Raw genomic sequence first — 12670 nt, 5'->3', positions numbered from 1 at the left:
CTCAGAACGTGATCATCCGGAAGAACTCCTCGGCCATCCTTCGCCCGTGCAGTTCCATGTTCCACTCCGTCCCGGTGAGGATCTCGTATTTGATTCCTGTCGCCGGGTCCACCGCGTCGACACCGGTCTGACTCCACCGCAGGTGCCTGAACTGGTCGCGCAGCTGCTGCTCGACCCATCTCCCTCGGAACATGCGCTCCATTAGATGCGCCCTGATGTAGTCGCCCTGTTTGATGGCCTCACCGACCGCGTGAGATTCGGCGTCGCGCAGTTTGGTGCGGCTCCAAGCGTCCCTGACGCGCAGAGCCGCTGCCTGGAGCTCATCCCCCATTGGGTCCTTGGCCGGGATGTCCCGGATGGACCTGTTGGCTGACACGTGCCAGCGCTGGTTGTGGATGAGCACCTGCCGGTTGCCGCCTTGGTGGCGGATGATGAGGGTGGCTCCCGCCAGCCCCTCCTCAGCCTCTTGCGCCACCGCAGCCGCGCGGCTCCCAGGGCGGCGCACCATCAGAGTAACGGTCTGCTCCTCGGCAATGGCGGCCGCTTCCACTTCTCCTGCCGTCGCAAGGCTCATGCCTTGAGCCCCTGCCCGGGCCTCCGCCAGAGCGAAGCCCGGCAGCTTCGGCAACTGAGCGCTGAACCTCGCCGCGCCTCCCGTGATGGCCGCCGTCACGACCAGAACCAATACATGCGCCGTGTTCTGGCCCATGAGCTTGCGGAACTTCGCGCTGGCCTCCTCCACTTGCTCGAAGGAGGTGGCCCGGTCCACCTCGTGCACCAGGTGGCCCCATCCTTCCATCAGGTTCCACAGCGTGCTCACCGGCAGCCACGCCAACAGCGCTACCGTCAGGCTCGCGGCCAGCACCTTGCTCACCGGCTCGGGTAGCAGCCAGAGCGTCAAGTACACGCAGCAGGTCCACACCAACATTGCGACCAGCGCCTGTGGGGACACCATCCCCTTGAGCGCCACGCCCGTCTCCTGGAGCACCTCCTTCAACGCGAGCGCCAGCCCCAGGGTGCGCAGGTCCTCTCGTGTGAGGACGGGCCCATCCGCCAGCAACCCCAGGCAGTCACCTCCGCCGTAGTCCCGCTGGCACAGCCCCAGGTACTTGCGCTTCATCTCCGCCGCCGAGGCCACGTCCAGCGGGCTGTCGTCCTCCAGCGGCATCAGCCGCACCACGCGCTCGCGCTCCACCTCCGCCAGCAGGGTGCCTTGCAGCGAGCCCTCCATCAGCCAGTGCGCCGACTGCGCCGGCTGCGCTCCTGGGCGGTGCTCTCGCGCCAGCACCCTCATGGCCCGCTGGAAGTCCTCGGAGTCCACCTCCACCGGCTCGGAGGGCCCACTGCTCGCAGTAAGCACATGCAGCTCATAGCGCGCTGCCGCCACCTCCCTCTCCGCCGCGTCACTCTCCGGGTACTGCGCTCGGGGTGTGCCCGCGCACGCCGTCAGGTACGTCATCAGCAACGCTCCGGTTTGCCGCAGCCCCATGGCTCACCTCCTGTTTGCGGTGCCACTCACGCTACGCAAGCACCCGCAGCTCAGCGATGACGCATCAGGTTCTCCTCTCCTCCTGCACTCGCACGGTTCCTCCCTCCCTCCTCAACGACCCACCACATCGCCGTGCAGCGAGTGGTAGAGTCGAACCCAGGAGGTCACACGTCCTTGCTCCAACCCGCCACGAGGGCCTGGGTCGTTGTTCTGCTGGTAATGACAACCGCCGAGGCCCAGCCTCAGTCCCTGCGCGGACGGAGCGTGACGCTCTCTGGCAGCCCCCTTGAGCCGCCGCCGGAAGTGCGCGTAGCCGCCAGCATTCCGCTGGTCCTGCTGTTCGACGCTCCGATTGACAAGGATTCCTTGCAACTGGACGCCTCTCGCCTCCAACTCATAGCGACGGGAGAAAGCTCCCTCGTCATCGCTCCCGTGGTGAGCCCCAGCGAGAAGGAACGCTGGGTGCTCCGGGTGCGGTATGCGGACGGGGCCCGCCCAGAGTGGGCCGTCCTCGTGCTCGTCTCGCGCCCGCCCGAGGTGGATGGGCGCATCGACGTGGTGCGGCGGCCCCAATCCCTGGAGGCCTGTCAGGCCGCCCTGGCGGAAGCGCGCGCTCAGGCGGAGCTCCCCCGTGCGGAGGTATGGGAGCTCGCGGATCGGCTGGGTGGAGGCGCGGTTCAAGCCCAAGCCATCGACGCGCAGACGAGGAACACCCTGCACGCGAAAGGTACGGTCTACCTGCTCGCCACCGGGCTCCTACTGGATTTCCAGGTGCGGAATCCCCCGGACCTGCCGGCCTGGACGCCCATCGAGGCGGTGCTGCGCAGCGAGACGAATGGGGCGCTGGTGCCAGTGCGCACGATGGCTGTGAAACCGGGGCGGATTGCTCCCGGAGAAGAGGGGCGGGTAGCCGTGGATGCAGAGCTCCCCTCGCCAGGGGCAGGCAGAGTCTTCACGTTGGAGGTGAGGGATGCGAGCGGCAGGGGCTTCACCTTGGATAGCGTACAGCTCCCGGCGGCGCCTGCTAAGACGAGCGGTGGACAATGAGAGCGCGCCTGGACCCGGACAACCTGCCTGCGGGGGAAATGGTGGACAGTTGGCGGGTGGTGCGCCGGCTGGGCGGAGGCGCCTACGGCACCACGTACCTGGTGGAGAAGGGGGGCGACTTCTTCGCCATGAAGGTGGCGCGCCACCGCGAGCAGAGCGGGGATGAGCGGCTCACCGACGAGCGCACCCTGCGCGAGCTGTCATGCCTGCTGGCCCTGCGCCACCGCCACATCGCCCGGGTCTGGGCGCACGGCCGCTGGCCGCACCCCACCGAGGGCTTTCTCTACCTGGTGATGGACTACGTGGAGGGCTACACCCTGTCGCAGTGGAAGGAGGCGGTGTGCCCCACGCCTCATGAGGTGGTGGTGCTCTTGGAGAAGGTGATGGGAGCGGTGGCGCACATGCACGGGCTGGGCATCCTCCACCGCGACTTGAAGCCGGACAACCTGTTGGTGGGCAAGGACGGCGAGCCGGTGGTAGTAGACTACGGGGCGGCGCACTTCCCCGTGGGACCCCCGCTGACGAAACGAGGGCTGCCACCGGGCACCCCGCGCTACACCTCGCCCGAGGCAACGCGCTTCGATTTGGCGCACCGCCATGACAAGACGGCGCGCTACCAGTACACGGTGCCGGACGAGTTGTATGCGCTGGGCGTCACCCTGTATGACTTGCTGACGGACCCCTGGCCCTGCACCCGCCCCGAGCCCCTGCCGGTGGGCGGGTCCAACCCCCCGGACTACGCGCACGAAGTGAATGAGCGAGTGCCAGTAGCCCTCAGCCTCTTCACGGCCAAACTGCTGGAGCGAGACCCGAACAAGCGTCCCGAGAGCATGGAGAAGGCGCGCCGGCAGGTGGCCGAGTTCGCGTCGCTGGCCGGCGAGGACTGGGTGAAGCGGCCCGTGCACCCACCCCCGCCGCTGACTCCCGCCTCTTCCCGCCAGGCCCCCGCCAGGTCCCTCCTTGAGCGACTTCGCGAACGGTGGAGGCTTGCGCTGGGAGCAGGAGTGGGGCTGGGCGTGGTGCTGGCGGGAGTGTACCTGGCCCTCCACGCAGCCGCGCCTGAGCCCGTGCCCCTGCCCGCTTCGCCGTCCGTGGCCGAGAAGGCCTTGCCACGTGCTCCCGCCGCGCCCTCCTCCGGTACGCCCACGCCCTCGGGCCTGGCACCCGCGGACGCGCCCACGCTTGAGCCTGCTCCCGCACTCGCCCTCCCCCCCACTTCCCCCCAGGAGAAAGGCCCCACCGTGAAAGCCCGCTCAGCCCCTACTCTCTCGTCGTGCTTGCAGCAGGCGCCGCCCCGTGGCTCGCCTGCGTGGCGTGCCTGGTGCCAGTGCGCGGGCATCGTGGGCACGCTCGCAGCGCTCCAGGCCGGGTGCACCGGGCCCCAGGTGCGGCCTGCGTCGGAACCCTGCCCGCAGGAGGTCCTCGACGCGTATGCGGAGTTGGAAACCAGGCCGGGTCACGCCATTAGAGTCCAGTGGAATCGAGGCCAAGAGGGCGAGATGGTCTGGGTCAAGTTCGGCCCGCTCACCAGCGTGGTATCGCAGGGCAGCGACAAGTTGACGGAAGGCTCGCTCCTCTTCGGTGAACTGAAGCTGGTTGACCCAAAGGAGGGCACAGCCCGCGCCCGATTCACGCTGGCGCAACTCCCCAACGGCAAGAAGTACCCCGTCTGCATTGAGGCGCTCATTCAAAACTATGGGCATGTCAAGGAGGGGGCGATTGAGGGGCCTAACAATGTGACTGGTGCGATCTGGGAGCGTTGGAGGAAGACCTGGGACTCAGAGTGAGCGCACCACCTTCACAGCCGGTTGTGGAGGTGATCAGGCCAGCTCCACTCCATGGCCTGAGGTGACGTCCGCGATGCTTATGCGCGAGCCCTGCTGGCGATAGCCGCCGCGGAACGGGTGCTTCGCGATGAACAGGGGAGTGTCGAGGTCCGCATAGTGGAAGCCGCCCAGGCCCGCGGCGAGGTGGGCCGAGCAGCTCATGGCCAGGGTGCTCTCCACCATGCCGCCGATCATCAGCTCCAGGCCGGCGGCGCGAGCCAGGTGCCACATCATCAAGGACTCCACCACGCCGCACTTCATGGTCTTGATGTTGATGCCGGTGGCGGCGCGCTCGCGGATGAGGCGCAGCACATCCTCTGCGGAGCGGGCGGACTCGTCTGCGCAGATGGGGATGCGCGAGCCCCGGGTGACGGCGGCCAGTCCGTCGATGTCCTCCGCGGGGACGGGTTGCTCGAAGAGGGAGAGCGGCACGCCCGCGTTCTCCAGCCCGGCGAGGAAGGCGCGGGCCTGGGGCACGGTGTAGCCGCCGTTGGCATCCGCGAAGAGCCGAGCCTGGGGCGCCACCTGATGGATGGCCACGAGCCGCTCCACATCCAGCTCGGGAGACAGGGCGCCAACCTTCACCTTCAGGGTGGTGATGCCGCGAGCGACGATGGCGCGAGCGGAGGACTCGGCGTGGGCGCGGTCTCCGGCCGTCACCGTCATGTCGATGTCCAGCTCCGTGCCGGCGCCGCCGAAGAAGACCCACAGGGGCACGCGGTGGTGGCGGGCCAGCGCATCGAGGAGCGCCGTCTCCACGCCACAGCGAGCCGAAGGTTCATCCGGGAGCGCCTCGGAGAGCCACGCGGACAGTGGGCGCCAGGCACGAGCCTCCCGGCCGATGAGCTGCTCGCGCACGGACTGGATGGCAGCGAGCGAACGGGCCTGCGTCTCGCCGCTGACGGCGGTGAAGGGCGCCGCCTCGCCCAGGCCTGTGGTGCCGTCAGCGAGCGTGAGCCGCACGAGCACGTTGTGAGCCACATGCTGCGCGCCGGTGGCGATGGCGAAGGGCTCGGTGAGCGGGAGATCCAGCGGCTCGACGGTCAGCTCGGTGATGACGGTGGGGTTCATGAGGGCGGGCGGGACAGTACCCGGCTACTCCTTCCGGGAGAACCCACGCTTGGACAGCTCGATGCGAGCGATGACGCCCTTGTGGACCTCGTCCGGGCCATCGGCCAGACGCAGGCTGCGCGCCTGGGCGAAGAAGCCCGGGAGCTGCGTATCCTGCGAGAGCCCCGCGCCGCCGTGGATCTGGATGGCGTCGTCCACCACCTTCTGGAGCATGTTGGGGGCGACGACCTTGATGGCGGAGATCTCCGTCATGGCCCCGAGTGCGCCCAGTTCATCCAGCTTCCACGCGGCATACAGGGTGAGCAGGCGGGCCTGGTCGATGGCGATGCGAGCCTCGGCGACGTGCTCGCGGTTGCCTCCGAGGTTGATCAGCGGCTTGCCGAAGGCCTGGCGCTGCATGCCACGGTCGATCATCAGCTCGAGTGACCGTTCCGCCGCGCCGATGCAGCGCATGCAGTGGTGGATGCGCCCGGGCCCAAGCCGTCCCTGGGCAATCTCGAAGCCCTTGCCGGGCCCGGCGATGATGTTGGAGAGCGGCACCCTCACATTGTGGAAGTGCACTTCGCCGTGTCCATGGGGCGCGTCATAGTCGCCGTACACGGAGAGCATCCGGCGAATCTCGACGCCCGGAGCGTCCAGGGGCACGAGGACCATGGAGTGTTGGTTGTGGCGGCCCGCGCCGGCGTCCGGGGTGTGGGCCATGAAGATGGCGATCCGGGCGCGAGGATCTCCGAGGCCACTGGTCCACCACTTCTTGCCGTTGAGGACCACCTCGTCACCCTCGACGATGGCGGTGGCCTGCATGTTCGTCGCGTCGGACGAGGCGACATCGGGCTCGGTCATGCAGAACACGGAGCGGATCTCTCCGGCCAGAAGCGGGGTGAGCCACTGCTTCTTCTGCTCCTCGGAGCCGTACCTCCAGAGGACCTCCATGTTGCCGGTGTCGGGGGCGTTGCAGTTGAAGACCTCGGGAGCCATGAAGCTGCGGCCGGTCTCCTCGGCGATGGGGGCATACTCCAGCGTGGAGAGCCCCGCGCCCAGCTGGGCATCCGGGAGGAACATGTTCCAGAGCCCCTCGGCCCGGGCGCGCTTCTTCAGGTCCTCCATGAGCGGGTGGATCTTCCACTTCCGCCAGTCGCCGGTGGAGTTGGTGGCGCGAATCTCCTCCCAGTAACGGGTCTCCGCGGGTTCGATGTGCTCGCGCATGAAGCGACGCACGCGCTCGAGGTAGTCCTGGGTCTTGGCGCTGGGGGTGAAGTCCATCGGGGGTCCTTGGGAGACGGAAGGACCGGAGGATCGATGAAAGTGGGGACGGGGTCCATCAGTTCCTGGACCCTCGGTTGGCCTCGGCCCAGGAGCCGGTGTCGGCGAGCTGTGGCGCGGGTTTCGCCTGAGACCAGCGGAGCGGTACGCCGTTCGGAATCCACGTGCCCTCCGAGACACGGAAGCGCACGAGCCGCTCGGCTCCCAGGAATGCCTCGACCTCGGGCCCATCCCAGATGATCTCGGTCTCGCCCGTCAGCGAGAGGGTGCCTCCGGACGAGAAGTCGACGAACAGCAGGCCGGCACGCGGGTGGGCCACCAGGTTCCCCAGCGTGTTGAATTGAAGGTTGCCCGAGAAGTCCGGAATCGTGAGCACCGTGCGGCCCGACTCCTCCGTGACGCGCACGAAGCCGGGCCTGCCACCGCGATGCGAGACGTCGACGCCCTCGGAGGAGCCACCCTCGCCCGCGTTCGGGGAGGCAGAGGCGATGAAGAGCGTATCCGCCCGCTCCACGAGCGCGACCATGGCTTCGGACAGCCGCGAGCCCTCCTTATATACGGGGCGCGGAGCGCGGACGCGGGACGGCTCCGCCACGAAGAGCGGCTCGCGGGCCTGGATGTACTGCGGGCAGTTGCCGAAGCTCTGCTCAACCTGGACGGCGAACCGGTCTTCGTCGAGCTGGACCACCTTCCCGTTCATCCGGTTGCGGCGCCGCGTCTCGAGCTGAATCCCCAGAAAGCCCAAGGGCGCGCCGTGGGCGAGGTTCTGGCCCAGCGCATCCCCGAACCCCGGCATGGAGGTGATGACCAGCGTCCGAGGATCGGGCGACGCGATGAAGCCTGGGTGGCCCACCAGGATGGAGGCCCAGGGACGGCGTTGCCCATCCAGGCTGCCAACGATGATGAACGGCAGCTTGCAGAACAGCTCCCGGTGCTGATCCGGCATGAACGAGCGGATGAACTTGCGCCCGACCTGCTCGAGGCGGTCGCGCACGCCGACTCGCGTTTGCACGGCCTGCTCGCCGGCGTGGAATGGAGACTCCTCCTGAGGTGCCACGGACCTGAGCGCACCGGCACTTCTCGTTGAATCACTCTGGGACATGACGCGATCTCCGGTGAAGCAGAGGGACAGGGAAGAAGACTCAGGCCGTGGGCCGCGGGGGAGTCCGCCGCATCGGCACGAAGTGGGGCAGCGCCTCGACACGCGCCAGCCACGCGCGGATGTGGCCGTAGGGCTCTAGCGACACGCCGCCCTCGGGAGCGAGGGCCGTATAGGTGTAGATCGCCAGGTCCGCGATCGTCGGCGAGTCTCCCGTCAGGAAGTGCCGCTGGGCCAGGTAGCCGTCGAGCACCGTGAAGAGCTCCGCGGCCATGGTCTTGGCACCCTCGTAGTCCAGCTTCGTGCCGAGCACGGTGAAGCGGCGCGCCGCCGCGGGGCCATGGGCCAGTGGTCCAGCCGCGACTGAGAGCCACTGATGTACCCGGGCCGCCGCGACCGGATCGCGCGGGAGCCAGCTCCCCGACGGGTCGTAGCGCGTGGCGAGGTAGATGAGGATGGCGTTGCTGTCGGCCAGCGTCACCTCTCCGTCTTCAATGACCGGCACCTGGCCAAACGGGTTGTTCTTGGCCACGAACCCGGGGGCCTTCTGCTCCTTCTTGGTGAAGTCGAGATCAATGGTCTCGAACGGGAGCTTCAGCATCGCCAGGAGCAGCTCCACGCGATGACAGTGGCCGGACAGGGGGTGGCGATAGAAGCGGATGGGGCGGGCGGGAGGCGTCATGGACGAGAAGATGCTCGTTGCTGCCCGAGAGTGGAATGACCGTTCTTGACAATGCACTGTTCCACCGCGCGGAATAGTCCCGTGGACCGTCTCGAGACCCTGCGCGTCTTCGTCGCCGTGGCCGAGGAGTCTGGCTTCGCAGCCGCGGCGCGGCGCCTGGCGATGTCACCTCCGGCGGTGACACGGGCCGTCTCGGCGCTCGAGGAGCGGCTCGGCACACGCCTGCTCCATCGCACGACGCGCACCGTGCGCCTCACGGATGCGGGTCGCCAGTTCCTCACGGATTGCAAGCGGATCCTCGGAGAGCTCGAGGAGGCGGAGGCCTCGGCGGCCGGCTCTCAGACCGAGCTGCGCGGGATGCTCACCGTGACGGCGTCCATGATGTTCGGGCGCATGTATGTCGCGCCCATCGTCCTCGATTTCCTGGCCCGGCATCCGCAGGTGGTGGCGCGCACGGTGCTCCTCGATCGCGTGGTGGATCTCCTGGATGAGGGGGTCGACGTCGCCGTCCGGATCGCCCATCTGCCGGACTCGTCGTTGAACGCGATCCGGGTGGGGACGGTGCGGCGCGTGGTCTGCGCGTCACCTCGGTACCTGGCCGAGCATGGTCGCCCGCGGACGCCCGCCGAGCTGTCACGCTTCGATGCCATCACCTTCTCCCAGACGGCCTCCCAGCAGCACGGCTGGTCATTCACCTCGGGCTCGAAGGTGCAGACGGTCACCCCGCCCTCGCGGCTGATCGTCAACGCCACGGAGGTCGCGATCGCCGCCGCGGTGGCCGGGCGAGGGCTGACCAGCGTGCTCTCGTACCAGGTCGCCTCGGAGGTGCGCCGGGGTCAGCTCCAACTCGTGCTCGAGGACTACGAGCTCCCGGCCATTCCCATCCACATCGTGCACGCCGAGGGGAGGCGAGCCAATGCGCGGGTTCGGGCCTTCGTGGACTTCGCTGTCGAGCGGCTCCGGGCCGAGGAGTCTCTGAAAGGTCAGGAGTGATAAAAGCTCGCCCATGAGCTCCTTCCTGCCGCCGAGTCGCGTGTCTCTGCCCCTCCTGGCCTGCCTTGCATGGATGGCGCTGCCCGGACTTGCCCAGGCCAAGGACACCGACTCCAACGCCCTGGGATTCAAGGCGTACGAGAAGGGGGACTACAAGAAGGCGCACGGCCTGTTCGAGAAGGCGCTGAAGCAGAACCCGGACAACGCCTATGCCCGGCTCAATCGCGCGCGGACCACCACCCTCCTGAACAAGGGCAAGGAAGAGGTTGGCACCTTCGACTACTGCGACTACGGGTCCAACTGGATCTTCCGGGCCCTGGCCGACCTGTCGAGGGCGGTGGAGCTGGACCGGGCCGTGGTCCTTCCGAAGATCGACGAGGACGCGAAAGGGCTGAAGGCACTCAAGGCCCGCTCGGAGTACAAGAAGTGGCGCAAGGCCGTGAGCGTCCTGGCTGGCGAGGCCGGCGGGGCGGAGAAGGTGATCCGCGAGTCGCCCGAATGGTTGTTCCAGGCCCCCCGAGACATCCCCGTGTTCATCACCCTGAAGCCCGACAAGAAGATCATCGAGTCGCGCCCCCCGGAGGACGAGAAGCCTGCGGGCCAGTGGAGCCTCAAGGGCGAACAGCTCATGTTCACGCCGGAGAAGGGCAAACCGGCAGCCTGGAAGGTGATCACCGAGAAGTACGCCTTCAACGAGGGCCAGGACTTCTTCTTCGAGCTCCAGCTCGTTCCCGTTGACGCGGAGACGTCCGCATCCGGTTGGCTCTCGGGGCCGTTGAGGATGGGCCCGCTCGAGGGAGACTGCGAGTAGCCGGACCACGCCCAGGGGCTCAGTGGCGTCTTCGCTCCAGCTCCCGGGTGAGGGACGCCTCCAGGTTGCGCAGCACCTCCTCGGAGTCGATCGTCGTGTCCGCGGAGTCCCAGTTCACCAGCGGATCCGCGATGTCCATGCGCGCGGTGAGCGAGCGCAGCTGACCCAGCGCCCGCTCCAGGGTGAGCAGCAACTGGGCGTTCTCCGGAGAGCGCTGTTGCAACAGGCTGACGCCCACCTCCAGTGACTGCAGCGGAGTATTGGCGGCGTCGCGCATCGCGAGGAACAGCCGCGCCACCCGCTCCAGGGACTCGGCCTCGGAGCGAGCCTTCAGCAGCCGCTGCTCGATGCGCTGCGTCCGCACGCGGAAGGCCAACAGCCCGCACGCCGTGCCACCCCACACGAGGGTGATCCACGGCTCCCACGGCATCTCCAGCCGGTTCTGCAGCCCCAGCCCATACCAGAGGACCACGCCCTCCAGCGCGAAGGCCCCGACGAACCCAAGCCCGGGCCCCATCCCCATGGGCGCCAGCAGGCCGATGCCCAGCATCAACAAGCGGTGGCCCGTCAGCGGTTGCCACACGAGCCCCGAGCTGGCCATGGCCACCTCCGCCACGGCGAAGATGATCAGGTACGGGACCGCCACGGCGGAGAAGATTCCCGAACTCAGCCGAGGGCTCGCCGTGCCTCGCCGTGCGAACAGCAGCACCAGCAACCCCAGGGCCTCCAGCACATGCAGCGCGCGCAGCGCGGGGAGCACGAGGTTGCCAGGGTGCACGCGCCAGTCGATCAGGACATACGCTGCCTCGCCCAGCAGCGTCAGCAGCGTGGCGAAGAAGGCCCCCCACCAGGCCCTCGCGCGCAGCTCCTCCGGCACCGGCAGCGGCGCCCGCTCAGCCTGCCCGCGAGCCATGGGGGCCCCTCACCAGCGCCATCAGCTCCTTGGTGTCCACGGGCTTGGACAACACCCGGGCGTGCGTCAGCTCATGCGCCTGGCGCACCAGCGGATGCGAGCGCGCATGGCCGGTGAGGAAGACGATCTGCCCGCCGAAGCCCTGTTCCCGCAGCCAGTGGTACGCATCCAGCCCGCTGGGCAGCCCCGAGCCCAGGTTGACGTCCAACACCGCCAGCTCGCACCCCAGCACCTGATCCTTCTGACGGACCATCGCCTCGTACGAGCCGGCGCTCACGCAGCTCTCCGCGCCCGAGGCCACCAGCAGCTCGCAGAGCAGGGTCCTCAAATCCTCGTTGTCCTCGAGCACGAGCACGCGTTGCACACCACCCCCCGCGAAGAACCCTCCAGGCACAGGCTCGACCCCCGGTTCCGGGACCGCAAGCCGCAGCGCAGCACCACCGGTGCCTATCGTACAGGCGTTCTGCCTCACGGTAAGTGCCCGTCCTGATTTGTGTCCTACATTGTGGGATGGGGCTGTGCGTCAGTCGAGCCTGAACAGTCGGAAGCCTTTTTCCGGGCCGATCACGCGCAACTTCCACGGGACTGGTGCGACAATGGATTCGAGGATCACCCGCCCATGCCTTCAGAGATGGGCCGAACCACATTGAGGAGTAGTGTCATGCGCGTCAACGGCTCAGGGGGCCCTTTTCGCCCCAAGCAGGCTGAGACAGAAACAGCCAAGCCTGCCAGTAGCAAGGAAGCTCCGCAGGCGACGGTAGCGCGGGGCCCGGAGACGCGGCAGTCCTCAACAGTGGCGGGTGATGGCTTCGAGTCCGTTTCGCGCTCGGGTGGTACGGGCAAGGCCACGGGTTCGGCGGCCGCTCGGACCCCGCCCGCGGAGGTTCGCACCCCGAGCGCGGATTACTTCCGCCAGCGCCATGACGACTACGTGCGGCGCAACCCGGGCGCTCCGGTGCCGGAGCTGTACCTGGGCCAGGGGCAGAAGTCCCTGGAGAAGCTCTCCAGCCTGGGTGCCAAGGAGCTGCAGCCCGCGGGGCTGGCGTGGCGCGACCGGGCGGTGAAGGCGCTGCAGGACGCCGTGGAGCTGAAGCGGGCGTCGGACCCGGCGGCCTTCGCGCAGCTGGAGCGCGATCCCGAGGCCTTCAAGAAGTTCTCGGCGGATGCGCTCGCCAAGGCGTGCGTGAACTCGGGTCTGCTGAACCTGCCGGCGCAGGATCAGGTGAAGGTGGCCACCACTCCGGAGCTGCGCGAGCTGCTGGGCAAGGACGGCGTGAAGCAGGTCGCCGACACGATTGGCCGGCTGAAGCCGGAGGACGTAGCCCGGGGCGGCAAGGCGGTGGAGGAGCTGGGCCAGGCCGTCGCCGAGTTCCGCAAGAGCCTCAAGCTGCCGCGGCTCGAGCTGCCGCGGTTGCCGGTGCCGAGCCTCCGCCTCTCCTGAGCGCCCGCCGCGCGCAGCTGCACCGGGTGACGGTC

General features: G+C 68.2%; 12 protein-coding genes. 5 read left to right on the top strand and 7 right to left on the bottom strand.

What is annotated here, in order from left to right; all coding sequences use genetic code 11:
- Position 1: 1 nt before the first annotated feature.
- Entirely contained in the window at positions 2 to 1489 is a 1488-nt protein-coding gene (gene sitA5 / locus KY501_RS47920) for a SitA5 family polymorphic toxin (RefSeq protein ID WP_224371976.1), read from the bottom strand.
- Between the two features lie 174 nt (positions 1490 to 1663).
- Here sitA5 and KY501_RS47915 point away from each other — a divergent pair, with 174 nt between their 5' ends.
- Both KY501_RS47915 and KY501_RS47910 read left to right on the top strand, forming a co-directional pair.
- Entirely contained in the window at positions 1664 to 2536 is an 873-nt protein-coding gene (locus KY501_RS47915; RefSeq protein WP_224371974.1) for a DUF2381 family protein, read from the top strand.
- Positions 2533 to 4323, top strand: a complete 1791-nt coding sequence (locus KY501_RS47910; protein WP_224371973.1) for a serine/threonine protein kinase — start codon at positions 2533 to 2535, stop codon at positions 4321 to 4323. The genes KY501_RS47915 and KY501_RS47910 overlap by 4 nt, the downstream gene beginning before the upstream one ends.
- Before the next feature lie 33 nt (positions 4324 to 4356).
- Here KY501_RS47910 and KY501_RS47905 read toward each other — a convergent pair whose 3' ends face one another.
- The 4 genes from KY501_RS47905 to KY501_RS47890 all read right to left on the bottom strand — a co-directional run bounded on the left by KY501_RS47905 (position 4357) and on the right by KY501_RS47890 (position 8477).
- Positions 4357 to 5433, bottom strand: coding sequence for a dipeptide epimerase (locus tag KY501_RS47905; RefSeq protein ID WP_224371972.1), 1077 nt, complete (start codon positions 5431 to 5433; stop codon positions 4357 to 4359).
- A gap of 24 nt (positions 5434 to 5457) precedes the next feature.
- A complete protein-coding gene (locus tag KY501_RS47900; RefSeq protein WP_224371971.1) occupies positions 5458 to 6696 on the bottom strand; it encodes an acyl-CoA dehydrogenase family protein in 1239 nt (412 codons plus the stop codon).
- A 58-nt stretch (positions 6697 to 6754) separates the two neighbouring features.
- Positions 6755 to 7708: a pyridoxamine 5'-phosphate oxidase family protein gene (locus KY501_RS47895; protein WP_224371970.1), complete on the bottom strand. Its 954-nt coding sequence runs from the start codon at positions 7706 to 7708 to the stop codon at positions 6755 to 6757.
- Positions 7709 to 7838: 130 nt separating this feature from the next.
- A complete protein-coding gene (locus KY501_RS47890) occupies positions 7839 to 8477 on the bottom strand; it encodes a glutathione S-transferase family protein (protein ID WP_224371969.1) in 639 nt (212 codons plus the stop codon).
- A gap of 81 nt (positions 8478 to 8558) precedes the next feature.
- Here KY501_RS47890 and KY501_RS47885 point away from each other — a divergent pair, with 81 nt between their 5' ends.
- Positions 8559 to 9470, top strand: a complete 912-nt coding sequence (locus tag KY501_RS47885; protein WP_224371968.1) for a LysR family transcriptional regulator — start codon at positions 8559 to 8561, stop codon at positions 9468 to 9470.
- A gap of 13 nt (positions 9471 to 9483) precedes the next feature.
- The gene (locus KY501_RS47880) at positions 9484 to 10281 is read left to right on the top strand and encodes a tetratricopeptide repeat protein (RefSeq protein WP_224371967.1); all 798 of its coding nucleotides are present in this window, start codon (positions 9484 to 9486) and stop codon (positions 10279 to 10281) included.
- Between the two features lie 19 nt (positions 10282 to 10300).
- Here the strand turns inward: KY501_RS47880 and KY501_RS47875 are convergent, their stop codons facing one another.
- Both KY501_RS47875 and KY501_RS47870 read right to left on the bottom strand, forming a co-directional pair.
- Positions 10301 to 11194, bottom strand: coding sequence for a hypothetical protein (locus KY501_RS47875; protein ID WP_224371966.1), 894 nt, complete (start codon positions 11192 to 11194; stop codon positions 10301 to 10303).
- A complete protein-coding gene (locus tag KY501_RS47870; RefSeq protein WP_224371964.1) occupies positions 11175 to 11558 on the bottom strand; it encodes a response regulator in 384 nt (127 codons plus the stop codon). The genes KY501_RS47875 and KY501_RS47870 overlap by 20 nt, the downstream gene beginning before the upstream one ends.
- 297 nt (positions 11559 to 11855) lie before the next feature.
- Here KY501_RS47870 and KY501_RS47865 point away from each other — a divergent pair, with 297 nt between their 5' ends.
- A complete protein-coding gene (locus KY501_RS47865) occupies positions 11856 to 12635 on the top strand; it encodes a hypothetical protein (RefSeq protein WP_224371962.1) in 780 nt (259 codons plus the stop codon).
- Positions 12636 to 12670: the final 35 nt, after the last annotated feature.

It is taken from the genome of Hyalangium versicolor, assembly GCF_020103695.1.
Classification (GTDB): Bacteria; Myxococcota; Myxococcia; order Myxococcales; family Myxococcaceae; genus Hyalangium; species Hyalangium versicolor.
Note: the sequence above shows the minus strand (reverse complement) of the source record. Positions and strands in the feature narration are given on the sequence as shown.